The 25,443-nt window shown below is 40.1% G+C and carries 21 protein-coding genes and 1 tRNA gene; 18 read left to right on the forward strand and 4 right to left on the reverse strand.

Translation table 11 applies throughout. The features are described from left to right. Positions 1 to 12: 12 nt before the first annotated feature. The 12 genes from tuf (at position 13) to MKL36_RS01155 (ending at position 14,648) form a co-directional block, all read left to right on the forward strand. On the forward strand, positions 13 to 1,203 hold the full coding sequence (gene tuf, locus MKL36_RS01100; protein ID WP_001029610.1) for an elongation factor Tu: 1,191 nt from the start codon (positions 13 to 15) through the stop codon (positions 1,201 to 1,203). A gap of 60 nt (positions 1,204 to 1,263) precedes the next feature. Further along, positions 1,264 to 1,339: transfer RNA gene (locus tag MKL36_RS01105), tRNA-Trp, on the forward strand. Positions 1,340 to 1,414: 75 nt separating this feature from the next. Further along, the gene (secE, locus tag MKL36_RS01110) at positions 1,415 to 1,855 is read left to right on the forward strand and encodes a preprotein translocase subunit SecE (RefSeq protein WP_000063880.1); all 441 of its coding nucleotides are present in this window, start codon (positions 1,415 to 1,417) and stop codon (positions 1,853 to 1,855) included. A gap of 7 nt (positions 1,856 to 1,862) precedes the next feature. Beyond that, positions 1,863 to 2,396, forward strand: a complete 534-nt coding sequence (gene nusG / locus MKL36_RS01115) for a transcription termination/antitermination protein NusG (RefSeq protein WP_000832994.1) — start codon at positions 1,863 to 1,865, stop codon at positions 2,394 to 2,396. A 108-nt stretch (positions 2,397 to 2,504) separates the two neighbouring features. Further along, the gene (gene rplK, locus MKL36_RS01120; RefSeq protein WP_001074682.1) at positions 2,505 to 2,933 is read left to right on the forward strand and encodes a 50S ribosomal protein L11; all 429 of its coding nucleotides are present in this window, start codon (positions 2,505 to 2,507) and stop codon (positions 2,931 to 2,933) included. A gap of 3 nt (positions 2,934 to 2,936) precedes the next feature. Continuing rightward, complete coding sequence (gene rplA / locus MKL36_RS01125) at positions 2,937 to 3,632, forward strand: 50S ribosomal protein L1 (RefSeq protein WP_001096694.1); 696 nt, start codon at positions 2,937 to 2,939, stop codon at positions 3,630 to 3,632. 319 nt (positions 3,633 to 3,951) lie between these two features. After that, the gene (rplJ, locus tag MKL36_RS01130) at positions 3,952 to 4,458 is read left to right on the forward strand and encodes a 50S ribosomal protein L10 (protein ID WP_001196213.1); all 507 of its coding nucleotides are present in this window, start codon (positions 3,952 to 3,954) and stop codon (positions 4,456 to 4,458) included. A 42-nt stretch (positions 4,459 to 4,500) separates the two neighbouring features. Then, on the forward strand, positions 4,501 to 4,872 hold the full coding sequence (gene rplL, locus MKL36_RS01135; RefSeq protein WP_001229360.1) for a 50S ribosomal protein L7/L12: 372 nt from the start codon (positions 4,501 to 4,503) through the stop codon (positions 4,870 to 4,872). Positions 4,873 to 5,177: 305 nt separating this feature from the next. Next, on the forward strand, positions 5,178 to 9,266 hold the full coding sequence (rpoB, locus tag MKL36_RS01140; RefSeq protein ID WP_021511390.1) for a DNA-directed RNA polymerase subunit beta: 4,089 nt from the start codon (positions 5,178 to 5,180) through the stop codon (positions 9,264 to 9,266). A gap of 86 nt (positions 9,267 to 9,352) precedes the next feature. After that, positions 9,353 to 13,546 carry a DNA-directed RNA polymerase subunit beta' gene (gene rpoC / locus MKL36_RS01145; RefSeq protein ID WP_000653927.1) on the forward strand — a complete coding sequence of 1,398 codons (4,194 nt, stop codon included), beginning with the start codon at positions 9,353 to 9,355 and terminating at the stop codon, positions 13,544 to 13,546. 166 nt (positions 13,547 to 13,712) lie between these two features. Next, positions 13,713 to 14,078, forward strand: a complete 366-nt coding sequence (locus tag MKL36_RS01150) for a hypothetical protein (RefSeq protein WP_000738603.1) — start codon at positions 13,713 to 13,715, stop codon at positions 14,076 to 14,078. A gap of 213 nt (positions 14,079 to 14,291) precedes the next feature. After that, the gene (locus MKL36_RS01155; RefSeq protein ID WP_021511389.1) at positions 14,292 to 14,648 is read left to right on the forward strand and encodes a YMGG-like glycine zipper-containing protein; all 357 of its coding nucleotides are present in this window, start codon (positions 14,292 to 14,294) and stop codon (positions 14,646 to 14,648) included. A 28-nt stretch (positions 14,649 to 14,676) separates the two neighbouring features. Here MKL36_RS01155 and MKL36_RS01160 read toward each other — a convergent pair whose 3' ends face one another. Further along, positions 14,677 to 15,174 carry a DUF4442 domain-containing protein gene (locus MKL36_RS01160; RefSeq protein WP_000996189.1) on the reverse strand — a complete coding sequence of 166 codons (498 nt, stop codon included), beginning with the start codon at positions 15,172 to 15,174 and terminating at the stop codon, positions 14,677 to 14,679. 117 nt (positions 15,175 to 15,291) lie between these two features. Here MKL36_RS01160 and MKL36_RS01165 point away from each other — a divergent pair, with 117 nt between their 5' ends. From MKL36_RS01165 to htpG, 5 genes are all read left to right on the forward strand, one after another. After that, positions 15,292 to 16,170 carry an alpha/beta fold hydrolase gene (locus tag MKL36_RS01165; RefSeq protein ID WP_171251861.1) on the forward strand — a complete coding sequence of 293 codons (879 nt, stop codon included), beginning with the start codon at positions 15,292 to 15,294 and terminating at the stop codon, positions 16,168 to 16,170. 104 nt (positions 16,171 to 16,274) lie between these two features. Then, positions 16,275 to 17,699: a Na+/H+ antiporter family protein gene (locus MKL36_RS01170; protein WP_000994938.1), complete on the forward strand. Its 1,425-nt coding sequence runs from the start codon at positions 16,275 to 16,277 to the stop codon at positions 17,697 to 17,699. Between the two features lie 327 nt (positions 17,700 to 18,026). After that, positions 18,027 to 18,617: an OmpW/AlkL family protein gene (locus MKL36_RS01175; protein ID WP_000472952.1), complete on the forward strand. Its 591-nt coding sequence runs from the start codon at positions 18,027 to 18,029 to the stop codon at positions 18,615 to 18,617. A gap of 183 nt (positions 18,618 to 18,800) precedes the next feature. Further along, entirely contained in the window at positions 18,801 to 19,154 is a 354-nt protein-coding gene (locus tag MKL36_RS01180; RefSeq protein WP_031945670.1) for a lysozyme inhibitor LprI family protein, read from the forward strand. Between the two features lie 102 nt (positions 19,155 to 19,256). Further along, the gene (gene htpG, locus MKL36_RS01185; protein WP_001294937.1) at positions 19,257 to 21,176 is read left to right on the forward strand and encodes a molecular chaperone HtpG; all 1,920 of its coding nucleotides are present in this window, start codon (positions 19,257 to 19,259) and stop codon (positions 21,174 to 21,176) included. A gap of 83 nt (positions 21,177 to 21,259) precedes the next feature. Here htpG and MKL36_RS01190 read toward each other — a convergent pair whose 3' ends face one another. The 3 genes from MKL36_RS01190 to MKL36_RS01200 all read right to left on the reverse strand — a co-directional run bounded on the left by MKL36_RS01190 (position 21,260) and on the right by MKL36_RS01200 (position 24,486). After that, on the reverse strand, positions 21,260 to 22,162 hold the full coding sequence (locus MKL36_RS01190; RefSeq protein ID WP_021511386.1) for a hypothetical protein: 903 nt from the start codon (positions 22,160 to 22,162) through the stop codon (positions 21,260 to 21,262). A gap of 121 nt (positions 22,163 to 22,283) precedes the next feature. Continuing rightward, positions 22,284 to 23,423, reverse strand: a complete 1,140-nt coding sequence (locus MKL36_RS01195) for a hypothetical protein (protein ID WP_000846683.1) — start codon at positions 23,421 to 23,423, stop codon at positions 22,284 to 22,286. A gap of 358 nt (positions 23,424 to 23,781) precedes the next feature. Further along, positions 23,782 to 24,486 (reverse strand): DsbA family oxidoreductase, encoded by a 705-nt coding sequence (locus MKL36_RS01200; protein WP_001261850.1) that lies wholly within the window; start codon positions 24,484 to 24,486, stop codon positions 23,782 to 23,784. A gap of 177 nt (positions 24,487 to 24,663) precedes the next feature. Here MKL36_RS01200 and MKL36_RS01205 point away from each other — a divergent pair, with 177 nt between their 5' ends. Then, positions 24,664 to 25,422, forward strand: coding sequence for a hypothetical protein (locus MKL36_RS01205; protein ID WP_001255246.1), 759 nt, complete (start codon positions 24,664 to 24,666; stop codon positions 25,420 to 25,422). Positions 25,423 to 25,443 lie beyond the last annotated feature (21 nt).

The raw sequence follows: 25,443 nt of genomic DNA on the forward strand, positions 1-25,443 counted from the left end.
AGGAAGATCATCATGGCTAAAGCCAAGTTTGAACGTAATAAACCACACGTAAACGTGGGTACAATCGGTCACGTTGACCATGGTAAAACAACTTTAACTGCTGCGATTGCAACAATTTGTGCAAAAACTTACGGCGGTGAAGCGAAAGATTACTCACAAATCGACTCAGCACCTGAAGAAAAAGCACGTGGTATTACAATTAATACATCACACGTAGAATACGATTCTCCAACTCGTCACTACGCACACGTTGACTGCCCAGGCCACGCCGACTACGTTAAAAACATGATCACTGGTGCTGCTCAGATGGACGGCGCGATCCTTGTATGTGCTGCAACTGACGGTCCAATGCCACAAACTCGTGAGCACATCCTTCTTTCTCGTCAGGTAGGTGTACCTTACATCATCGTATTCTTAAACAAATGCGACCTTGTTGATGACGAAGAATTACTTGAATTAGTAGAAATGGAAGTACGTGAACTTCTTTCTACTTATGACTTCCCAGGTGATGATACTCCAGTAATCCGTGGTTCAGCTCTTGCAGCGCTTAACGGTGAAGCTGGTCCTTACGGTGAAGAATCAGTTCTTGCTCTTGTAGCAGCACTTGACTCTTACATCCCAGAGCCAGAGCGTGCAATCGACAAAGCATTCTTGATGCCAATCGAAGACGTATTCTCAATTTCTGGTCGTGGTACAGTAGTAACAGGCCGTGTTGAAGCTGGTATCATCAAAGTTGGTGAAGAAGTAGAGATCGTTGGTATTAAAGATACGGTTAAAACAACTGTAACTGGCGTAGAAATGTTCCGTAAACTTCTTGACGAAGGCCGTGCAGGTGAGAACTGTGGTATCTTACTTCGTGGTACTAAGCGTGAAGAAGTACAACGTGGTCAAGTACTTGCTAAACCAGGTACAATCAAGCCGCACACTAAATTCGACGCAGAAGTATACGTACTTTCTAAAGAAGAAGGTGGTCGTCACACTCCATTCTTAAATGGTTACCGTCCACAGTTCTACTTCCGTACAACTGACGTAACTGGTGCGATCCAGTTGAAAGAAGGCGTTGAAATGGTAATGCCAGGTGACAACGTTGAAATGTCAGTAGAATTAATCCACCCAATCGCAATGGACCCAGGTCTACGTTTTGCGATCCGTGAAGGTGGTCGTACTGTAGGTGCTGGTGTTGTTGCTAAAGTAACTGCATAAGCATAATATAGTGACGAATTATGTCTCAAGTTGAGAGCTTTGGCTCTCAACTTGCTTTATAGGTCAGTAGTTCAATTGGTAGAGCGTCGGTCTCCAAAACCGAATGTTGGGGGTTCGAGTCCCTCCTGACCTGCCATATTTTGAAATAAAAAGCTTGATGCTGGCTTAGTTGTTCATATAATAAGTCGCGAGTTCTACGACGAGTACAAAAATGTCGAATGATAAATCGCGTGACGCATTGAGCGACGCGCCAATTCCTCAAAGAAATAATTCTGCTGAAGTTGTTCGTTCTGGTTCGCCTTTAGATATCGTTCTATGGGTGATAGCAATTGCATTATTGCTCTCGGCTACCATGGTGAATCAGCATTTACCAGCGTATTGGGCCCCTGCAAATGATGTTTGGGTGCGCGTTGGGGTAATTTTTGCTTGTATCGTTGTGGCTTTAGGTTTATTATACGCCACCCATCAAGGTAAAGGCTTCGTTCGTTTGCTGAAAGATGCACGAGTCGAATTGCGTCGAGTAACTTGGCCAACAAAACAAGAAACAGTCACAACATCGTGGCAGGTTCTATTGGTTGTAGTTGTTGCATCATTAGTTTTATGGTGTTTTGACTATGGTTTGGGTTGGTTAATTAAGTTGATTATCGGGTAAAAGAGCTATGAAACGTTGGTACATTATTCATGCCTATTCTGGTTATGAAAAACAAGTGATGCGTTCACTTAAAGAACGAATCCAGCGTAGCGCTGTTGCCGATAGCTTTGGTGATGTCCTTGTTCCTACCGAAGAAGTGGTAGAAATGAAGGATGGTAAGAAGCGTAAATCTGAGCGTAAATTCTTTCCTGGCTATGTGTTAGTTGAAATGGAAATGAATGACGATACTTGGCACATTGTTAAAGAGTGTCCAAAAGTATTAGGTTTTATTGGTGGTACACCTGAAAAACCTGCGCCAATCACTCAACGTGAAGCAGATGCGATTCTTGCGCGTGTACGTAATACTGGTGAAGCCCCACGTCCTAAGACGATGTTTGAGCCAGGTGAAGAATTACTTGTTATTGACGGTCCATTCACAGACTTTAAAGGTGTGGTGGAAGAGGTTCAATACGATAAGTCACGTTTAACGTTGACGATTAACGTGTTTAATCGACCAACTCAGGTTGAACTCGAATTTCGCCAAGTCGAAAAAACGATTTAATCTTAATTGGTTGAAAAGCGCCCGATTTTATCGGGCATTGTTGTTGTAACAGTATTGTTACGTAGAAATTGGGGAGCCTAACGGCGTTTGTACCCAGAGGTATTTAAAATGGCTAAGAAGATTGACGGCTATATCAAGCTGCAAGTTCCAGCTGGTAAAGCAAATCCATCTCCACCGATTGGTCCTGCACTAGGTCAACGTGGTGTAAACATCATGGCATTCTGTAAAGAATTCAATGCTGCTACACAAAAAGTTGAACCAGGTCTTCCAATCCCTGTAGTGATTACTGTGTACAACGACAAGTCGTTCACATTCATCATGAAAACTCCTCCAGCTTCTATTCTTCTTAAGAAAGCTGCTGGTATCCAAAAGGGTTCATCTGTACCTAACAAAACTAAAGTTGGTAAGTTGACTCGTGCTCAATTAGAAGAAATCGCGACTACTAAAGAACCAGACTTAACTGGTGCTGACTTAGACGCGCGTGTTCGTACCATCGCTGGTTCTGCACGTTCTATGGGCTTGGAAGTGGAGCTATAAGACATGGCAAAGTTAACTAAACGTCAAAAAGCCATTGCTGCTGCTGTTGAAGCGAACAAAGTTTACACTTTGGAAGAAGCAGTACAGGTTCTTAACAGCTTGCCTGCTGCAAAGTTCAAAGAATCTTTAGACATCTCTGTAAACCTTGGCGTAGATCCACGTAAATCTGATCAGGTTGTTCGTGGTGCGACTACATTACCTGCAGGTACTGGTAAAACTGTACGTGTAGCTGTATTTGCTCAAGGCGCGCAAGCAGAAGCTGCGAAAGAAGCTGGTGCTGATGTTGTAGGTTTTGATGACCTTGCTGAAAGCATCCAAGGTGGAAACCTTGACTTTGATGTTGTAATCGCTGCTCCTGACGCTATGCGTGTTGTTGGTAAGCTCGGTACAATTCTTGGTCCACGTGGTTTAATGCCAAACCCTAAAGTTGGTACTGTAACTCCTGACGTTGCTGGCGCTGTTAAAAACGCTAAATCTGGTCAGGCACGTTACCGTGTAGACAAAGCGGGTATTATTCACGCTGCGATTGGTCAAGTTGGCTTTGATGCTGCTGCAATCCGTCAAAACGTTGAAACTTTAGTTGCTGACTTGAAAAAGTTAAAACCTGCAACTTCTAAAGGTGTATACATCAAGAAGATCACTTTGAGCTCAACTATGGGTCCTGGTCTTACTGTTGATGTAAACAACGTTTCTAACTAAGTTTTAACTTGGTTAAGTAAAGAATTTTAAAGTCCTGATGAGGATTAAGCATAAAACAGAAAAGTTATTTCTGCTTTTGCTTCGGTAGAGTAAAGCTTTATCTATTACTTATCAGGCGGACTTTGAATTGATAAATGAGAATTTATCAGCGTCAAAGACCTCAGGCGAAAAGACGTTATTTTCGAATAGCGATTTTCTTAATAAACCAGCCTGCGTAGACGCGGTGGTGTGATTTGTTCCTCCTCCGCGTGTAAGTCGAAAGACTTACGAACTGGGAGTGTGCCCATTGGGTACATAAATCACCTTAGGAGGTTTTACAATGGCTCTTCTTATTGAAGACAAAAAACAGATCGTTGCAGAAGTAAGTGAAGTTGCTTCTAAAGCGTTTGCAGCCGTTGTTGCTGACTATCAAGGTTTAAGCGTAGAGCAATTAACAACACTTCGTGTTGAAGCTCGTAAGTTAGGTGTAACTACACGTATTGTACGTAACACTTTGGCTAAACGCGCATTTCAAGGTACTCAGTTTGATATCTTGAACGACAACCTTGTTGGTCCAACAATTCTAGGTTTTTCAACTTCTGAAGATGACATGGGTGCAGCTGCACGCTTGTTCGAAGAATTTGCTAAAACTAACAAAGCATTTGAATTAAAAGCTGCTGCATTTGACGGCAAAGTTTATCAAGGTGCTGATGTTAGCGTTATTGCTAATCTTCCGAACCAAGAGAAAGCGCTTACTATGCTTGCCTCTGTCCTTCAAGCTCCTATTTCGAAATTGGGTCGCCTCATTACAGCACTCAAAGAGAAAAACGAGTCAGAAGCTGCTTAATCAATTTTACACACCATTCAATATCCATTTGGAGTTATTCTCATGGCTTTAACTAACGAAGAAATCTTAAATGCAGTTGCTGAAAAAACTGTTCTTGAACTTGTTGAATTAATTTCTGCTTTCGAAGAGAAATTCAACGTATCTGCAGCTGCTGTAGCTGTTGCTGCTCCAGCTGGTGGCGCTGCTGCTGCTGCTGAAGAACAATCTGAATTCAACGTTGAGTTGACTTCTTTCGGTGCTAACAAAGTAGCTGTAATTAAAGCTGTTCGTGAAGCAACTGGTCTTGGTCTTAAAGAAGCTAAAGACTTAGTTGAAGGCGCTCCTCAAGTTCTTAAAGAAGGCGTTTCTAAAGAAGAAGGCGAAGAACTTAAGAAGAAACTTGAAGAAGCTGGTGCTACAGTTACACTTAAGTAATTGTAAAAGGAGTCGGTTTTTAAATCGGCTCCATAAAATGGCTGATGGCTCTTGGGTCATCAGCCTTTTTGCGTTACAATAATCGGCTCGATTTTTGTTAGTTTTGTTTGGTTTTTAGAGAAAGCCTAAATAAAATAAATAAATTCAAATGCTTACCAATATTTTTCATTTTTAAAAATATTGTTAAGCGTTTTTATACCACTAAAAATTGCAGCATTTGTAAACAGTGGTGGCCATATCGGCCTGCGTAATTCCTTCTGAGCCCGTTCTGCAGGCGGGCTTGGTTTACTTTCCGAGGACTCCAGATGGCATACTCATATACCGAAAAGAAACGGATCCGTAAGAATTTTGGTAAATTGCCCCAAGTAATGGATGCACCGTACTTATTATCGATTCAGGTCGATTCGTACAGAACATTCTTGCAAGATGGCAAATCACCAAAAAACCGCGAAGATATCGGTCTCCAAGCCGCATTTCGTTCAGTTTTTCCTATCGAAAGTTATTCTGGCAATGCTGCTTTAGAATTTGTTGAGTATAGCCTTGGTAAACCTGAGTTCGATGTACGCGAATGTATTCTTCGTGGCTCGACTTATGCGGCACCAATGCGCGTTAAAATTCGTTTGATTATTAAAGATCGCGAAACTAAATCAATTAAAGACGTACGCGAACAAGAAGTCTATATGGGTGAAATTCCACTCATGACTGAAAATGGTACCTTTGTTATCAACGGTACTGAGCGTGTAATCGTATCTCAATTACACCGTTCGCCAGGCGTATTCTTTGACCATGATAAAGGTAAGACCCACTCAAGTGGTAAAGTGTTGTATTCAGCACGTATCATTCCTTACCGTGGTTCATGGTTAGACTTCGAATTTGATGCAAAAGACTTAGTTTACGTACGTATCGACCGTCGTCGTAAATTACTTGCTACAGTTGTGTTACGTGCACTAGGTTATAACAATGAACAGATCTTGAATTTGTTCTATGAAAAAGTACCTGTGTATCTTGACATGGGTAGCTATCAAATTGACCTTGTACCTGAGCGTTTACGTGGTGAAATGGCTCAATTTGATATTGCTGACAATGAAGGTAAAGTCATTGTTGAGCAAGGTAAACGTATTAATGCTCGTCACGTACGTCAAATGGAAGCTGCAGGTTTAACTAAGCTTTCAGTTCCTGATGAATACTTATATGAGCGTATCACTGCTGAAGATATTACTTTACGTGATGGTGAAGTAATTGCTGCAAATACTCTGTTAAGCCATGAAGTAATGGTGAAGTTGGCAGAAGGCGGTGTTAAGCAATTTAATATCTTGTTCACTAACGATATTGACCGTGGTTCATTCGTAGCTGATACATTACGTGCTGACTTGACGCGTGATCGTGAAGAAGCATTAGTAGAAATCTACAAAGTAATGCGTCCGGGCGAGCCACCAACAAAAGAAGCTGCTGAAAACTTATTCAATAACTTGTTCTTCTCTTCTGAACGCTATGACTTATCTCCAGTAGGTCGTATGAAGTTCAACCGTCGTTTAGGTCGTCCTTACGAAGTTGGTACTGATCAGAAGTCACGCGAAGTTGAAGGTATTTTATCGCACGAAGATATTATCGATGTATTACGTACATTGGTTGAAATCCGTAACGGTAAAGGTGAAGTCGACGATATCGACCACTTAGGTAACCGTCGTGTACGTTCTGTTGGTGAAATGACAGAGAACCAATTCCGTGTAGGTTTAGTTCGTGTTGAGCGTGCTGTTAAAGAGCGTTTAAGCCAAGCAGAAACAGATAACTTGTCTCCACAAGATTTGATTAATGCAAAACCAGTTGCTGCTGCAATCAAAGAATTCTTTGGTTCAAGCCAGTTATCTCAGTTTATGGACCAAAACAACCCATTATCTGAGATTACACATAAACGTCGTGTATCTGCGCTTGGTCCTGGTGGTTTAACACGTGAACGTGCAGGCTTCGAAGTACGTGACGTACACCAAACTCACTATGGTCGTGTTTGTCCAATTGAAACTCCTGAAGGTCCAAACATTGGTTTGATCAACTCGCTTTCTGTATACGCAAAAGCGAATGACTTCGGTTTCTTGGAAACACCATACCGCAAAGTTGTAGATGGTCGTGTAACTGATGATGTTGAATATTTATCTGCAATTGAAGAAGTAGGTACTGTTATTGCACAGGCCGACTCTGCAGTAGATAAAGATGGCAACTTAACAGAAGAATTCGTTTCTGTTCGTCATCAAGGTGAATTCGTACGTATGCCGCCTGAAAAAGTAACGCATATGGACGTTTCTGCACAGCAGGTAGTATCTGTTGCTGCATCACTTATTCCATTCCTTGAACACGATGACGCAAACCGTGCGCTCATGGGTTCAAACATGCAACGTCAGGCAGTTCCTACTTTACGTGCGGATAAACCGCTTGTAGGTACAGGGATGGAAGCGAACGTTGCACGTGACTCCGGTGTGTGTGTAATCGCAAACCGTGGCGGTGTAATTGAATATGTAGATGCTTCTCGTATCGTTATTCGTGTAAACGAAGATGAAATGGTTGCAGGTGAGGCAGGTGTAGATATCTATAACCTCATCAAATATACGCGTTCAAACCAAAATACTTGTATTAACCAAAATGTTATCGTGAACTTGGGCGACAAAGTTGCTCGTGGTGACATCTTGGCAGACGGTCCGTCAACAGACATGGGTGAACTTGCGCTTGGTCAAAACATGCGTGTAGCGTTCATGACATGGAATGGTTACAACTACGAAGACTCGATCTTGTTATCTGAGCGTGTACTTCAAGAAGACCGTTTAACCTCTATTCACATTCAAGAATTGTCATGTGTAGCACGTGATACTAAGTTAGGTGCAGAAGAAATTACTGCCGATATTCCTAACGTAGGTGAAGCTGCGCTTTCTAAACTTGATGAATCAGGTATCGTTTATATCGGTGCTGAAGTTACTGCTGGTGACATCTTAGTTGGTAAAGTAACGCCTAAAGGTGAAACTCAGTTAACTCCTGAAGAAAAACTGCTTCGTGCAATTTTTGGTGAGAAAGCAGCTGACGTTAAAGACTCATCTTTACGTGTTCCATCTGGTACTAAAGGTACAGTTATTGACGTTCAAGTCTTCACTCGTGATGGCTTAGAGAAAGATGACCGTGCTTTAGCAATTGAAAAAGCACAGCTTGATTCTTATCGTAAAGACTTGAAAGAAGAATACAAGATCTTCGAAGAAGCGGCTCGTGAGCGTGTAATTCGTTTGCTTAAAGGCCAAGAGTCTAATGGCGGTGGTTCAACTAAACGTGGTGATAAACTTTCTGAAGATTTATTATCTGGTTTAGAGCTTGTTGACTTACTTGAAATTCAACCAGCAGATGAAGCAATCGCTGAGCGTTTAACTCAAATTCAAGTGTTCTTGAAAGAGAAGAGCGCAGAAATCGATGAGAAATTCGCTGAGAAGAAACGTAAGCTTGCAACAGGTGATGAATTAACAACTGGTGTATTGAAAGTTGTTAAAGTTTACTTAGCTGTTAAACGTCGTATTCAGCCTGGTGATAAGATGGCTGGTCGTCACGGTAACAAAGGTGTTGTATCTAACATCTTACCTGTTGAAGACATGCCACATGATGCTAACGGTGTGCCGGTAGATATCGTATTGAACCCGCTGGGTGTACCATCTCGTATGAACGTGGGTCAGATTCTAGAGACTCACTTGGGTATGGCGGCTAAAGGGCTTGGTGACAAAATCGAAAAAATGTTGAAAGAACAACGTACAGTTTTAGAACTGCGCGAATTCTTAGACAAGATTTATAACAAAGTCGGCGGTGAGCAAGAAGATCTTGATAGCTTGACTGATGAAGAAATTCTAGCGCTTGCAGGTAACTTGCGTGCGGGTGTGCCTTTAGCTACTCCTGTATTTGATGGTGCTGAAGAAAGTCAAATTAAAGACTTACTTGAATTGGCTGACATTTCACGTACGGGTCAAACAGTATTGTTTGACGGACGTACAGGTGAACAGTTTGACCGTCCAGTAACTGTTGGTTACATGTACATGCTTAAATTGAACCACTTGGTTGATGACAAGATGCATGCGCGTTCAACTGGTTCTTACTCACTTGTTACACAACAACCGCTTGGTGGTAAAGCACAATTCGGTGGTCAGCGTTTCGGTGAGATGGAAGTATGGGCACTTGAAGCATACGGTGCAGCATATACACTCCAAGAAATGCTTACAGTGAAGTCGGATGACGTTGAAGGCCGTACTCGCATCTATAAGAATATTGTAGATGGTAACCATTATATGGATCCGGGTATGCCTGAATCGTTCAACGTATTGACCAAAGAGATCCGTTCTTTAGGTATCAACATTGAACTAAAAAATGGTGACTAAGTCGTAAGACTCACGATTTTTTAGGTAAAAACAATATTTGTGACCCAGTCGGGTAAGCGAGGCTTCCCGACACACGGAGAAAAAAATTGAAAGACTTGCTCGATATCATGCGTAAGAAAACGGACTCAGATGGTCATGCACCAGTTGAGTTCGACCGTATCCGTATTGGTCTTGCGTCACCAGAAATGATTAAGTCATGGTCTCATGGTGAAGTTAAAAAACCTGAGACAATCAACTATCGTACGTTCAAACCAGAACGTGATGGTTTGTTCTGTGCCAAAATCTTTGGTCCAGTAAAAGATTACGAATGCTTGTGTGGTAAATACAAGCGTATGAAATACAAAGGCGTCATTTGTGAAAAATGTGGCGTTGAAGTAACTACAGCAAAAGTTCGTCGTGAACGTATGGGTCACATTGAGCTTGCTTCTCCAGTTGCACATATCTGGTTCTTAAAATCGTTACCATCCCGTATCGGTTTATTACTTGATATGACACTTCGTGATATCGAACGTGTATTGTATTTCGAATCATACGTTGTTACTGATCCTGGTATGACACCATTTGAAAAGTATCAACTTCTTAATGATGAAGAATACTTTACTGCTCTAGAAGAGCACGGCGACGAATTTGTTGCAAAAATGGGTGCAGAAGCAGTTCAAGACTTGTTGAAAGACATCGACCTTGAAGCTGAAATTTCACGTTTACGTGAAGAAATTCCTCAAACAACTTCTGAAACGAAGTTGAAAAAAGCGTCTAAGCGCTTGAAATTGATGGAAGCATTCAAAGACTCAAACAACAAGCCAGAATGGATGGTAATGAACGTACTTCCGGTACTTCCACCAGATTTACGTCCATTAGTTCCACTTGAAGGTGGTCGTTTCGCGACTTCTGATTTGAACGACTTATATCGTCGTGTAATTAACCGTAACAACCGTTTGAAGCGTCTTCTTGACCTTGCAGCGCCGGACATCATCGTACGTAACGAAAAACGTATGTTACAAGAGTCTGTAGATGCATTGCTTGATAACGGTCGTCGTGGTCGTGCAATTACTGGTTCTAACAAACGCCCATTAAAATCTTTGGCAGACATGATCAAAGGTAAACAAGGTCGTTTCCGTCAGAACTTGTTAGGTAAGCGTGTTGACTACTCTGGTCGTTCGGTAATTACTGTAGGTCCTACTTTACGTCTTCACCAATGTGGTCTTCCGAAGAAAATGGCACTTGAATTATTCAAGCCATTCATTTTCGCGAAATTACAAGCTTCAGGTCAGGCAACAACCATTAAAGCTGCAAAGAAAATGGTTGAGCGTGAGACTCCGGAAGTTTGGGACGTTCTTGCATCTGTAATTCGTCAACATCCAGTAATGTTGAACCGTGCGCCAACACTTCACCGTTTAGGTCTTCAAGCATTTGAACCTATTCTTATTGAAGGTAAGGCAATCCGTCTTCACCCGCTCGTCTGTGCTGCGTTCAACGCCGACTTCGACGGTGACCAAATGGCGGTACACGTTCCATTGACACTTGAAGCACAGTTAGAAGCTCGTGCATTGATGATGTCAACAAACAACATCTTGTCACCAGCAAACGGTGAGCCAATCATCGTTCCTTCTCAGGACGTTGTCTTGGGTCTTTACTACATCACTCGTGATGCAGTAAACGCGAAAGGTGAAGGCATGGTGTTTGCGGATACTCACGAAGTAAACCGTGCACTTGCAACTGGTCAAGTTGCGATCCATGCTCGTGTTAAAGTACGTGTGCATCAAACGGTTATCAATGAAAATGGTGAGCGTGAACAGCAAACTATTATTGTTGATACAACACCAGGTCGTTGCTTACTTTGGGAAGTTGTTCCAGAAGGTTTAAGCTTCGACATGATCAACCTTGAGATGACTAAAAAGAACATCTCTAAGTTAATCAACTCTTGCTACCGTAAACTTGGTTTGAAAGATACAGTTATCTTCGCTGACCAATTAATGTACTTGGGCTTCCGTCAAGCGACTCGTTCAGGTGTATCTGTAGGTATGGAAGACATGTTAATTCCACCTACGAAACACACAATTATTGACAAAGCGGAAACAGAAGTTCGTGAAATCGAACAACAGTTCGAACAAGGTTTCGTAACTGCTGGTGAACGTTATAACAAAGTTGTCGATATTTGGGCGCGTACAAACGACCAAGTTGCTAAAGCAATGATGGATAACTTGTCTTATACACTTGTGAAAAACAAACAAGGTGAAGACGAGAAGCAAAAATCATTCAACAGTATCTATATGATGTCTGACTCTGGTGCCCGTGGTAGTGCGGCTCAGATTCGTCAGCTTGCAGGTATGCGTGGTTTGATGGCAAAACCGGATGGCTCGATTATTGAGACTCCAATTAAAGCGAACTTCCGTGAAGGTTTGACAGTACTCCAGTACTTCATTTCAACACACGGTGCGCGTAAAGGTTTGGCCGATACTGCATTGAAAACTGCGAACTCTGGTTACTTGACTCGTCGTCTTGTAGACGTAGCACAAGACTTAGTAATTACTGAGCCAGATTGTGGTACAAGTGGTGGTCTAGTGATGACTCCATTCATTCAGGGTGGTGATGTCATCGAGCCATTACGTGACCGCGTATTAGGTCGTGTAACTGCTGAAGATGTACGTCGTGCATCTGATGATGAAGTTGTATTACCTCGTGGTACGTTAATTGACGAGAAAATCGCAGCTCAGCTTGAAGAGGCTGGTGTCGATGAAGTTAAAGTACGTTCTGTAATCGCATGTGAATCAACATTCGGTGTATGTGCGAAATGTTATGGTCGTGACCTCGCTCGTGGTCACTTGGTAAACCCAGGTGAGTCAGTAGGTGTAATGGCTGCACAATCAATCGGTGAACCAGGTACACAGTTAACAATGCGTACGTTCCACGTGGGTGGTGCTGCAAGCCGAACTTCTGCTGCAAACAGTGTTCAAGTACGTAACAAAGGTACTGTACGTTTCCATAACGTAAAAACTGTACAACATGCGAAAGGCCACTTGGTTTCAGTTTCACGTTCAGGTGAAATTGGTATTGCCGATGAGTTAGGTCGTGAGCGTGAACGCTACAAACTTCCTTACGGTGCGAGCATCTTGTTGAAAGATGGTGAGCTTGTTGAGGCTGGTGGTATCGTGGCGACATGGGATCCGCATACGCATCCATTAGTAACAGAAGTTGCTGGTAAAGCACGTTTCAGCCAAATTGCTGATGGTGTAACTGCAACATCTAAAACTGATGATGCAACTGGTATGACAACTGTTGAAATCTTGCCTGTAACAGCACGTCCTGCTTCTGGTAAAGATTTACGTCCAGCAATCGTATTAGATACAACTGATGGCGGTGAACAGTTCTACTTCTTACCACAAAATACAATTGTGACCGTTCGCGACGGCGAAACAATTGGTGTGGGTGACGTTATCGGTCGTGTACCACAAGAATCTTCACGTACTCGTGATATTACCGGTGGTCTTCCGCGTGTTGCTGACTTGTTCGAAGCACGTAAGCCGAAAGAACATGCGATCTTGGCAGAAGTGTCTGGTATCGTAAGCTTCGGTAAAGAGACCAAAGGTAAGAACCGTTTAGTGATTACTCCAGATGACGGTTCTGAAATTTACGAAGAGTTGATTCCAAAATGGCGTCAAATCAACGTGTTTGAAGGCGAACATGTGAACCGTGGTGAAACCATTTCTGATGGTCCACAAAATCCACATGACATCTTACGCTTGAAAGGTGAAGTTGCTTTAACTAACTACATCGTGAACGAAGTTCAAGACGTTTACCGTCTCCAAGGTGTAAAAATCAACGACAAGCACATTGAAGTTATCGTACGTCAAATGTTGCGTAAAGTTGATATCATCGATGGTGGTGATACAAGCTTCATCAAAGGTGAGCAAGTGGATTACATCCGTGTTGTTCAAGAGAACCAAGCTGTCTTGGCTCAGAACAAGTTCCCTGCGAAGTTTGAACGTCAATTGATGGGTATTACGAAAGCATCGCTTTCTACTGACTCATTCATCTCTGCTGCATCGTTCCAGGAAACAACTCGTGTGTTAACTGAAGCGGCTGTAACAGGTAAAGAAGATGATTTACGTGGCTTGAAAGAAAACGTTGTAGTGGGTCGCTTGATTCCAGCGGGTACTGGTCTTGCATACCACTTAGAGCGTCGTCGTCAAGAAGCGGAAGCAGCAGAACATGCTCTTCACAATGACTTCAGCGAAGTAGACCAAGCATTTAGCCAAGCTTTAAACTCAGAACAATTCTAAGCTTAAACTTGCATTAAAAAGGCGCCTTAGGGCGCCTTTTTTGTGGAAAAAATAAGCCATTTTTACAAAAAGTCTATTAAAGCACTCTTAATTTATTACTTAATGGGGGAAAACCCTCCATGAAAGCATACTATTCTAGGCGCAACTGAGTAGAGGAGTAGCTTTAATGAAAAAAATGATGATGATTGCAGGTGTTGGTTTAATGTCAACTACTCTATTTGTAGGTTGCCAAAATGCCAGCCCAGAAAGCAAACGTATTGGTTCGGCAGCTATCGGTGGTGGTGCAGGTGGTGCTGTAGGTAAACATATAGGCGGTAATATTGGTGCAGGTTTAGGAGCAGCGCTTGGTGCTGGTGTTGCCGCTAATGCTAAAGGCTCTAGCAGTAAAACAGTACGTAATAGTGCCATTGGTGCAGGTGTTGGGGCAATCTTAGGTGGTGCAGTGATTGGTGGTGACGCTGGTGCTGCTGCAGGTGGAGCCCTCGGTGGTAGTGCTGGTGCAGCCTATGAAGAGAAAAAAGGTAAGTACTAAAACTACCTCTAACTATATTAAAAAAGAAGCTCTTATTTCATTAAGAGCTTCTTTTTTATCTGCTTTTAAAAGATGAAAATTTAACTCATCACTGTGCATAAATTGGCTTTACAAAATATCTATTAATTACGACAGTGCAATAACACAAACTGATCAAATTTCCCATAAAAGAAGACTATGCTTTGATTAAAGCCCAAAGGAGTGAGTACGGTCATGAATAAAAAAATTGGTTTAATATCTACTGTCATAATATCTACAGTTATGTTCACTGGCTGTCAAAATATGAGTCCGTCTGACCAGCGTATTGGTGCAGCAGCAGCGGGTGGTGCATTGGGTGGTGGTCTTGGTAACCATGTTGGTGGTGGTATCGGTGCAGGTTTAGGTGCTGCGGTAGGTGCAGGTGTGGGTTCTAATACTCAAGGCGGCAGTAAACAAACTACAACCAAGAGTGCGATTGGTGCAGGTATTGGTTCGGTCGTTGGTAAAGCTATCATAGGTGGTGATACAGGGGCTGCAATTGGTGGCGCAATCGGCGGCGGTGCTGGTGCTGCGATTGAAGAAAAGAAATAAAAATAAGTGAAATGAAAAATAAGCGCCTTCATGCGCTTATTTTATTAGTAGAAGGCTTTGCTTTTTTACGTCGGATATAAAGTGTCTTTTGGACTTCAGCAATTCTCACACCTGATTCATCGAAAATATTTAAATGATATGTTCTAAGAACAGGAGCATAGTTTTCGGCAAGTTCACGAATTTGTTCGATTTCTGCTAAATCAACTCGAATGTCAGCATAAACGGTACTTCGGCCAGGTGATAAAAAATTAATTTCAGCTGCTTTATCCCAAACAATATATTTTGATCCGAGATGATGCATAAGAATCAACATATAAAAGGGGTCAACCATTGAATAAAGGCTTCCGCCAAAGTGAGTGCCTACCAGATTTTGATTTTTCCAAGTAAGTGGCATTTTTACTCGAACATGACAGAGCTCTAAATTCATGACTTCAATATGAATTCCAGCTCCACGGTAAGGTGGGTAATGGTTAAATAAGAATTTGGAAATTGAAGGAATGTTCTGAAGTTTTTTTAAAATAGCCATAATAGTCAATTTTTTTTATTGCAACACTGGTCATACTAGATAAGTATCATCTTTTTTATATTGATGGCAATGCTTTATCCGATTAATGACATGATCGATTGAAAAACAAAATAGGAAATGATTATGCAGCCAAAGATTTATGCCGTAACGACAAGTGATCAACAAACCTTGTGTGCCAAAGCTTGGGGTGATGAGAAAAATACTCCATTAGTGTTAGTGCATGGTTATCCAGATAATCAGGAAGTATGGGAATCGGTCATTGAGCATTTAATCAATGATTTTTATATTGTGACTTATGATGTCCGTGGAGCAGGCTTATCATCTATTCCTAAACGGATACGGGATTACCGTTTAGAACGTTTATCTTTAGATTTGCAGGAAGTCGTAGATGAGGTAATCCCAAATCGACAGTTCCATATGGCTGCGCATGATTGGGGTTCAATTCAGTCTTGGGAATCTGCAACAGAACCTAAATTTAAAGGCCGGTTACTCTCTTATACAACAATTTCCGGTCCATGTTTGGATCATGCGGCACTTTTCTTAAGAGAGAAGTTTAAAACATCACCTGCACAGATCCTAAAAATACTCACAAAATCATGGTATATCGGAGCATTCCATTTACCGCTAATTGCTCCAACTGTATGGTCGCTGTTTAGTCCAGAGAAGTGGGGTAAGATCTTAAAAGATTTAGAGCGAAAAGATAATTTGCCTTTAAATAATAATATTTCCTCAGATGGGAAATACGGTATTAACTTATATCGTGCGAATTTTATTCCACGTTTAACTAGCCCTCGTCAGCGTTATGCGCAATGTCCAGTTAAAGCAATTATTTTAAAGTATGACACTTTTGTCAGCCCAGAATATATTACAGAAGCGATGCCAAAATGGGTTGAAAACTTCGAATATGTTGAGCTTGAAGCAAATCATTGGGCGATTTTGAGTCAGGCTGAAAAAGTGGCAGCTCATATTCGCCAGTTTATTAACTCGCAGAGCTAATAAGTGACTGTTTAATATACAAAACTGGTAATTCGGCGATATTTTCGGCTTCATAGAGGTGAATCTGGTAGAATATCGCCTTTTGTTTTGCTCTGAACTTATTCATGAATGCTGTCGTTATTGCGATTGCAGTGATGTTCTTATTATCACTGGCGCGCGTTTCTGTCGTACTGACTTTAGTGGTTTCTGCCATTGTGGGCGGCCTTGTAGCGGGTTTAAGCCTTTCTCAAACTGTTGAAGCCTTTAACGCTGGTCTTGGTGATGGTGCTGAGGTTGCACTTGCCTATGCAGTGTTAGGGGCATTTGCTCTGGCACTTTCAAAATCTGGATTACCCGATTTACTTGCCCATAAACTGATTGGTTTATTGGGAATGGAAGCAGGGAAAAGCCGAGAAACTAAAGTGAAATATTTACTCTTAGGTATTTTACTGATCGCAGCTATTTTCTCTCAGAACCTTATTCCAGTTCATATTGCTTTTATTCCAGTATTGGTTCCGCCTCTATTACGGGTAATGAACCATTTAAAATTAGACCGCCGCGCCGCAGCCTGTGTACTTACGCTAGGATTAGTTGGGACATATATTTTCTTACCTGTTGGCTTTGGTGCGATTTTCCTTGAACAGATTTTGATGGGAAATATCAACAAGATTGGTGCTGCTTATGGCTTACATGTAGAACGTGGCATGATGCCTATTGGTATGGCAATTCCAGTTTTGGGAATGGTTCTAGGCACCTTGGTTGCGGTATTTATCAGTTACCGTAAGCCACGAATTTATGCTGACCGTTCGATAAGCCCTGTAACTACAATTGATTTAGATAAACCTCTTCGTGCAACTGCACAAGATGAAACAGCAGACTTAAAAGCAGACGCAGAAGAACTTAAACATGAGGCAGAGCAAGGCCCTGTTATTGCTAAAAAAACAATTTTTATGGCTTTACTGGCTATTGGACTCACCTTAGTTGCGCAGCTTTATTCCGGCTCAATGATCTTGGGTGGTTTAGTGGGCTTTGCAGTGCTTTCTACGGCAGGCATTTTTAAATGGCAAGATGCAGATGATGTCTTTGTACAAGGCATGAGAATGATGGCTCTAGTCGGCTTTATTATGATCTCTGCTGCCGGTTTTGCTTCGGTTATGACTCATACCGGAGATATTAACCAGTTGGTTAAAGGTGTGGTAGAAATCATTGGTGATAACCGTGCGCTTGCTGCATTTTTAATGCTTTGTATTGGCCTATTTGTCACGATTGGTATAGGTTCATCTTTCTCAAGTGTTCCTGTATTAGCTGTTATTTATGTCCCTTTATGTGTCCAGTTCGGTTTCTCACCGTTAGCGACAATTGCGCTTATCGGGACAGCTGCTGCTTTAGGTGATGCTGGATCTCCGGCTTCTGATTCTACCTTAGGACCAACAGCAGGTTTAGGTGTAGATGGGCAACATGACCATATTTGGGATACTGTGATACCAACATTTATTCACTTTAATATTCCGCTATTAATTTTTGGTTGGATTGCAGCCATGGTTTTATAATTTTTATAAAATATTAAATAAAGACCTCCTTAGTTTTTATCTAGAGATAATAATTAGGGAGGTTTTTTTATGGTATAAACAAAACATATATTTGGAATAAACTATATTAAAATACTCGGGATTTAAAGTTTATTAAAAAGGTTGGTTATATAAAATAATTCTGATTAATTAGGTTGGAATAAAAAACCAATTAAAATAGTCGGTTAATATATAATTTTATTTAAAACAATTATTTAAAAATAAATATAAAAATAATTTTATAATGGGTGTTGCATCAATTTAAAATAAATGTTTATTATAAATATAAATAAGGTTGGAGATATTAAAGTGTTCAAAAAAGCATTAGTTATTGCATTAATGGGGGTGTCTTCATTTACTTTTGCTGGTAATTGGCAAGTAAAATTTGGGGGTAGTGTTATTGCTCCATCGGAAGATACAACAACACCTTTAGGTGTAGTAAAGGCTGATCATGAATATGCATTTACTCCATCAGTAGAATACTTTTTTGGTCAATCTCCATTTTCGGCAGAATTATTATTAGCAACACCTATTAATCACGATGTATTGCTCAATGGCGAAAAAAAAGCGCGTATTAAACAATTACCACCAACAATTACAGCAAAATATCATTTTAAAAACTCGACTCGTTTTACACCGTATATTGGTATCGGGGCAACAGCATTTATTCCTTGGGATGAACAAGGTGTTGCTGTAAAAGTTAAAGAAGATTTTGGTGTCGCTGGCCAAGTTGGTTTTAATTTCCAACCTGCTGATGCTAAAAATTGGGGAGTATTTGTAGATGTGCGTTATGCAGATATTAGTCCAGAGGTAACAATTGATCCTTCAGTAGCTAATTATAAGTTTGATTTAGATATCAACCCGTTTGTTTACACTTTAGGTTATAGCTATAAATTCTAAGCATAATAATAAATAGAAAGAATATAATAATAAACCTAGATTCAGGCACCTCACATAGCTTTTTATGTGAGGTTTTTTATTTCATGGTTCTCACTAAAAAACGCATAAAATAGACAGTTTTATACATATTTTACCGCTCTTTATTTCTAAACTATTTTTATACATTTTTAAAGGAATAACATGATGAATAGAAAATTTGCCATGGGGCTAGCACTTTTTAGTGGTTTAGCTTTTACGCATAGTTTGCAAGCCGCTAGTTTCTCTTGCAATGCTGCAAAAACAAAGACTGAACTCAGTATTTGTAAGAACCGATCTTTAAATGATGCCGATGTCAAAATGGTAACGACATATCAAATTGTTTTACATGCACTACCAATGGGTGGACGTGATAATCAAAAAGATACACAGCAGCAATGGCTGAAAAAAAGAAATGCTTGTGCAGCTAATGTGAGTTGTATTTCTAAGGCATATCAGCAAAGACAAAAACAACTAGACACTATTTTACAAGATAGGGTCTTAAGCCATGGACCATTTTAATTAGAGTAAAATTTTTTAATATTCAGGATTGAAAAATTTTAGAAGTACTCCATTCATAAAGCATTCGAGAACAAACAGACTTCAAAATTTAAGGAGTGATTTATGAGTGAACAAGCATCACAAAATTATAGTTTCCAAGCGGAAGTAGCACAGCTTTTACATTTAGTGACGCATTCTCTCTATTCAAACCCTGAAATTTTCTTACGTGAACTTATCTCTAATGCATCAGATGCATGTGATAAATTGCGTTTCGAAGGAATTAATCATCCTGAATATTATGAAAATGACCCTAATTTACATGTACGAATCAGTTTAAATAAAGAAGATAAAACTTTAACGATTTCTGATAACGGTATTGGTTTAAGCCAACAAGAAGCCATTGATAACTTGGGTACCATTGCAAAATCAGGTACTAAAGATTTCATGTCAAAATTGACGGGTGACCAGAAAGCGGATGCTCAGTTAATTGGTCAGTTTGGTGTTGGTTTCTACTCAGGTTTTATTGTTGCCGATAAAATTACGGTTGAATCACGCCGCGCAGGTCTAGATGCTTCTGAAGGGGTGCGTTGGATTAGTGGTGGTACAGGTGAGTTTGAAGTTCAACAAATTGATAAAGCTTCACGCGGTACTGACATCATTCTTCACTTACGTGATGATGCGCTTGATTATTTAGAGTCTTATAAAGTTAAGCAAATCGTTAATAAATATTCTGACCACATTAGCTTGCCAATTGAAATGCAAAAAGAAGTTTGGCAAGAAGAGGAAGCTGCTGAAGGTGAGGAGCCTAAAGGCGGCCAAATGGTCAAAACAGATGAGTGGGAAGCAATTAACTCGGCAAGTGCCCTATGGACACGTAACAAGAGTGAAGTGACTGAAGAGCAATATGTTGAGTTCTATAAAAACTTAACTCACGATTTTGAAGCTCCGCTTGCATGGGCACATAACCGTGTAGAAGGTAGTACGGAATATACCCAGTTACTTTATATTCCAAGTAAAGCACCTCATGACATTTTTACACGTGAAGCAAAAGCAGGAATTAAGCTGTATGTAAAACGCGTATTTATTATGGATGATGCGGACAATCTAATTCCAAACTATTTACGCTTTGTACAAGGTGTTGTGGACAGCGCTGATTTACCGCTTAATGTCAGCCGTGAGTTGTTGCAAGAAAGCCGTGATGTTAAGACAATCCGTGAAGGTAACGCACGCCGTGTACTCACTTTGCTTGATGGCTTAGCTAAATCTGAAGATGAAAAAGACCAAGAAAAATTCAAAACGTTCTACACTGAGTTTGGCTCAGTTCTTAAAGAAGGTTTGGGTGAAGACTTCGGTAACCGCGAACGTATTTTAAAATTATTACGTTATGCAACTTCAACAAATGATGAAGTAACAACTTCTTTTGCGGACTATAAGGCACGCATGAAAGAAGGCCAAAAAGCTATCTATTATGTGACTGCTGAAAGTTTAGCTGCTGCTAAGAACTCTCCACAGTTGGAGTTGTTTAAGAAAAAAGGCATTGAAGTATTATTAATGGCAGAGCGTGTTGACGAGTGGGCAATGAACTTTGTTCACGAGTTTGACGGTACACCATTGAAGAATGTATCTAAAGGTGCAGTTGATTTAGGTGACTTGCAAGATGCTGAAGAGAAAAAGGCACTTGAGCAAGCGGCTGAACAGTTTAAGCCTGTTGTTGAGAAATTAAGTGATTCATTGAAGGCTAAAACCAAAGAAGTCCGTGTAACGACACGTTTGGTAGATTCTCCGGCATGTTTAGTGACTAGTGAAGGCGAGTTGTCTCCTCAACTTATTCGTATGCTCAAACAAGCAGGGCAAGCCGTACCTGAAATCAAGCCAATTTTAGAAATTAACCCTGAGCATCCTTTAGTGAAAAAACTTGAAGGTTCAGAACAATTTGATGATTTGGCGAATGTGATTTTTGATCAGGCGGTGATTGCAGAAGGTGGCTTACCGGAAGATCCGGCAGCTTATGTGAAGCGTATTAATAGCTTATTGCTAAAATAATTTTGCAATAGAAAAAGCCTCTGAATTATCAGGGGCTTTTTTGTGGATAAAGAAAGAGTTATCCACAACTTGATGGTTTTTGTCTAAAAATTAGCTTCCAGATTCATTTGGACACTGAGCTGATGCTTGGGGTCATCATCAAGATGGTTAAAGAAATTAAGATCATTTTGCATAAAAATCCAATCTCTCCATATCGGTTGACGCCATGAAATATAAGGTCCCCAACTATTTAGGCGGATATCATTATTGGCATATACACCACCGCTATAAATACCGTAAGTCAGACGATTATCTTTTACAAATTCAAATTGTTGGAAAGTCCAATTCCCCCAGTTGTAATCTTCTTTTCCACTCTTATTTACATTAAATGTATTGGAAAATAATGTGTTATCTTGCATTTTCTGCGTTAAGTTCAGCGTCGTTTCAGTGTAATTCCGGCTAGTCGAACCATATCGGAAAATTTGTTCAGTATCTAGACTAATGTTATGTCGTAAATTCCATTTTTTCTTGGCAAGAAATTGTACATAAACATCACTTTCCGAGTTTGAGCCTAGATCAAGATCATTTTCAAACGGCATCCAGGTTGAAATGGTATTCCAACTTGCTGTGAGCGGATTATTTTCTGAAACATGAAGAGTTGAAGCTTTCTTCTTGACCTTGCCAAAGGTTTTATAAGGATGTTTGCGTTGGGCTGCGCGACTCCACAACGTATCATTTCCAAATACAGCCATCAGGTCCTGAATAAGTGCGGTATCTGAACTATGATCTGTTTCTACTTCGCATGGTGAACGTAAAAAAGATACAGACTGACTTTTTGTTTTAAGTGAAACCGCAGACGAATACAGGGGTCGTCTTGTAGAACGTGAGTGTTTCAAAGAAATAGGAAAAAGCTGTATATGAGGAATTAAAACCAGCATACCTAAGCTATAAATGCAAAGTAAGGCAGTAGATCTGTATTCAAATGAAAAAGAAGAGAATTGATTCATTTTTCTGAAGATCAGGAATCAAAAATTAGCTCGTTATTGTAAGAAGAAAAACTTAAACTTTTATTTAAAAGTATTTTATTATTCATCACCTTGGATGGGGAACCCAAGGTGATCTTTAAGCTTAGAAAAGGGCTTCTAATCGTAAGAATGTGCTCACATAATGGTTGCGATCTTCACGATGGTCATTAAAGTAATTGAGGTCGCCTTGTACAAAGAACCATTCACGTAAAACAGGTTGACGCCATGATACAAATGGTCCCCAACTGTTTAAACGTAAATCGTTGTCATTGTAGTAGCCACCTGTATAAATACCATAGTTAAAACGGTTATTTGCAAAGAAGCTATGTTCTCGGAAAAGACGGTTTTCCCATGTCAAATCATCGTCTTGATCATCGGCATAAGTTAAGCTGAACTGGTTTGATAAGATCGGCTGATTTGGACGAGCATGGGTAAGTTCAAGATTAGTTCGTAAGTAGTTTTCACTATCTATGCCATAACGATAAATTTGTTCTGCATAAAATTTAAAATCATTACGGAGTTGCCAGTCTCTCGATGCTTTTAAACGGACATAAATATCATCGCCAGAACGGACACCTAAGTCAGCGTCTGTTTCAAAAGGTAGCTTTTTCGAGAAATTTGACCAACGTAATGCGATTGAGCTGTTGTCATCTCGAGTTCGTTTACCATCTAACTTTTTATTTGGATCTTGATTTGGGTTTTGATTGATATTGGCTGGGCTATTATTAAATTCGTCATCTAAAGAGTCATCACCAAATACCACACTTAAACGCTTCTCTAGAGTAGGTAATTTGATCTTACCGCGAATTCTGGGCTTGATTTCATAATTATCATATTCATTCCAATAGTTATCGATCATGACCCGAATGGTGGCTGATGCAGGTTTTTGTGGGTCAACTTCACCAAACCAATTATCAATTTTTCCAGATGTACGATCGGCCCAATTACGGATTTTCTTTTGTTTACGGTCAAACCAAGTCTGATCTTCGGTTTGCACGGTTGGTGGAACAATTGGTTCGTTGGACTGCTCCGGGAAAATCGTTGGGGTTGCATCAATCCATCTTGGAATTTGGTCTAAAAGATTTTCATCTTTATTTTCTTCAGTTTGTGCTCCAGATGACAAACCGTTTACTTGTTGGGTTGAGGAAGAATTTACTTCTGCATGAGCCATACATACTGAACCAAATCCTAAGGTCAAAAGGGCAAAAAGCTGCCGATATGTAATGATGTGAAATGTTTTCATATCTATCTTTATGTTTTGTTGTTATTGTCACTTTTGTAGATTTTTCTAATAAAATCAAGAGGACGACACAAAACTTAAGTAAATTTAACTTTTCTTACATATTTGAAATTAATTAAAAAGTTTAAGCTATTAGCGATAATTTTTAAGCAAAAAAAATCCCCCAAACTAGGGGGAGTTTTTGATCAAGGAAACTTCAAATTCCGATCATTAAACACATAAAAAACAGAACATTACAGCGCGAATATTCTAAGCCGCAATCATAAACCGATTTTAAACAATTGAATAGTTCTTTTTTTAGAACGCTCTATTGCTAAAATGGTGATAAAACATACGACTCGTTCACACTTTATCGTTAAGCCTATTTATTTTGTGGAATATCGCATGTTTCATCATTACAAACAGCTGCGTCATCTTGCTCGATATTTTCAGCATTTGCCTTGAGTTGTGCTTGTTCTAGTACTTGTAAAAACACTTCACGAGGTTGTGCTCCTGCAAGTGCGATTCTTTGGTCAAATACAAAAAAAGGTACGCCAGTTACATTGAGTTGCTCATGTGCAATTTTTTCATCATGACGAACAAAGTCAGCCAACTCATTTGTATCGAGTACATATTCAACTTCGGCATTATCAAGGCCAATACGAGAAGCAATTTCTTCTACAACTTCGCGTTCGCCAATAGCTAGACCTTCAGTCATATAAGCATGGAAAAAAGCTTCTTTTGCTTCGTTTCCTAAACCTTTACTTTGTGCAAGGTGGATAATACGGTGTGCATTAAAGCTATTGCCTGAATTGGCTTTTTGCCATTGGAAGTCAATACCTTCAGAAGCAGCCATGGCCGCAATGTTGCGTTCCATTTCTTCCATCTCTTCATAGGTACGGCCATATTTTTTAGCCAAACGCTCAGTATTTGAAGTGTCATGTTTTGCGGGAGCATCAGGATCTAGTTCGAAACTATGCCAGTGAATATCAAGCTCGATACCTGCCTCGGCAGCGACATGTTCAAGGCGTTTTTTGCCGATATAGCAGAAAGGGCATACTACATCAGACCAGACATCAACACGCATGGGAGAATCTCATAAATATAATTTACCCATCATAATAGGGATGATGTACACGGATTTAAAGCATTGAATGGAGAATAGAGTGTTGCGTATTGTGAAATAAATGGCATATAAAGAACTATAAGCTCTATTTTATAACTATAAAGAGCAAAACTATAAGAATGGAAATAGGAGGTGTTTATGCGCCGAGTTTTGATTGCAATTGCAAGTCTGGTTGTTATTACGAGTATTGTTTTTTTTACCTATCAACATATAAAACAGCAGCAAGCCAAAGATAGCAGTCAAATGTTTGATGTGGTAATGACTGAAAAAATGAATCAGCTTTATGATCAGGCCCAAGACTGGACTAAACCTGTACAACTTGATATTCACGATAAACGGCTGGCAGGACACTACAAACAAGTCTCAGAGTTTCTTTTGAGTTATTGGGTCCAAAATGTAAATGCACGTAATGAATATTTAAGAGAATTAAAAGCTGCGAAATGGGATACGTTTTTAAATGTTGACCGTTTAGATCATGATAAAAAACAAAAATATGCTGAAACCGAAAAAATGCTAGCCGATGTTCGCAGAGCTTCAGATAAGTATCAATCCGAATATGAAAAAATTCATAAAACCTTCTTGGCAAAAATTCAGGAACTGTCTGTTGATAAAGAGATGAGACAAATCCTCGAAATAAAATTAGGAGCTCAGCAAAAAGCCGATCAGGACCATGCAATTTTTATGATTGAGCTACAAATTTTAGATAAAGCAGAAGAAATGTTTAAGCTTTTAAAAACTTATCCATGGCAAAAGAAAGATCAGATGATACTTTTCCATGAAAATGCTCAGGTCAAAAAGTTTAATGCACTGTATCAAGACGTTTTAAAACTTAATGCAAAAATTGAAAAAATTAAGAAAAAGAATGTAGCTGCCTTGGAAGGGGAGTTAAAAGAATAGCGACAGGAGGAGCATCACTTT

This window comes from Acinetobacter sp. AOR12_HL (genome assembly GCF_027855275.1).
In the GTDB taxonomy this organism is placed as follows: domain Bacteria; phylum Pseudomonadota; class Gammaproteobacteria; order Pseudomonadales; family Moraxellaceae; genus Acinetobacter; species Acinetobacter baumannii.

Excerpts from the sequence above, each read along its gene's own strand:
- tuf (WP_001029610.1), top strand. The coding sequence starts at position 13 with ATGGCTAAAGCCAAGTTTGAACGTAATAAACCACACGTAAACGTGGGT.
- secE (WP_000063880.1), top strand. The coding sequence starts at position 1,415 with ATGTCGAATGATAAATCGCGTGACGCATTGAGCGACGCGCCAATTCCT.
- nusG (WP_000832994.1), top strand. The coding sequence starts at position 1,863 with ATGAAACGTTGGTACATTATTCATGCCTATTCTGGTTATGAAAAACAA.
- rplK (WP_001074682.1), top strand. The coding sequence starts at position 2,505 with ATGGCTAAGAAGATTGACGGCTATATCAAGCTGCAAGTTCCAGCTGGT.
- rplA (WP_001096694.1), top strand. The coding sequence starts at position 2,937 with ATGGCAAAGTTAACTAAACGTCAAAAAGCCATTGCTGCTGCTGTTGAA.
- rplJ (WP_001196213.1), top strand. The coding sequence starts at position 3,952 with ATGGCTCTTCTTATTGAAGACAAAAAACAGATCGTTGCAGAAGTAAGT.
- rplL (WP_001229360.1), top strand. The coding sequence starts at position 4,501 with ATGGCTTTAACTAACGAAGAAATCTTAAATGCAGTTGCTGAAAAAACT.
- rpoB (WP_021511390.1), top strand. The coding sequence starts at position 5,178 with ATGGCATACTCATATACCGAAAAGAAACGGATCCGTAAGAATTTTGGT.
- MKL36_RS01150 (WP_000738603.1), top strand. The coding sequence starts at position 13,713 with ATGAAAAAAATGATGATGATTGCAGGTGTTGGTTTAATGTCAACTACT.
- MKL36_RS01155 (WP_021511389.1), top strand. The coding sequence starts at position 14,292 with ATGAATAAAAAAATTGGTTTAATATCTACTGTCATAATATCTACAGTT.
- MKL36_RS01160 (WP_000996189.1), bottom strand. The coding sequence starts at position 15,174 with ATGGCTATTTTAAAAAAACTTCAGAACATTCCTTCAATTTCCAAATTC.
- MKL36_RS01165 (WP_171251861.1), top strand. The coding sequence starts at position 15,292 with ATGATTATGCAGCCAAAGATTTATGCCGTAACGACAAGTGATCAACAA.
- MKL36_RS01170 (WP_000994938.1), top strand. The coding sequence starts at position 16,275 with ATGAATGCTGTCGTTATTGCGATTGCAGTGATGTTCTTATTATCACTG.
- MKL36_RS01180 (WP_031945670.1), top strand. The coding sequence starts at position 18,801 with ATGAATAGAAAATTTGCCATGGGGCTAGCACTTTTTAGTGGTTTAGCT.
- htpG (WP_001294937.1), top strand. The coding sequence starts at position 19,257 with ATGAGTGAACAAGCATCACAAAATTATAGTTTCCAAGCGGAAGTAGCA.
- MKL36_RS01190 (WP_021511386.1), bottom strand. The coding sequence starts at position 22,162 with ATGAATCAATTCTCTTCTTTTTCATTTGAATACAGATCTACTGCCTTA.
- MKL36_RS01195 (WP_000846683.1), bottom strand. The coding sequence starts at position 23,423 with ATGAAAACATTTCACATCATTACATATCGGCAGCTTTTTGCCCTTTTG.
- MKL36_RS01200 (WP_001261850.1), bottom strand. The coding sequence starts at position 24,486 with ATGCGTGTTGATGTCTGGTCTGATGTAGTATGCCCTTTCTGCTATATC.
- MKL36_RS01205 (WP_001255246.1), top strand. The coding sequence starts at position 24,664 with ATGCGCCGAGTTTTGATTGCAATTGCAAGTCTGGTTGTTATTACGAGT.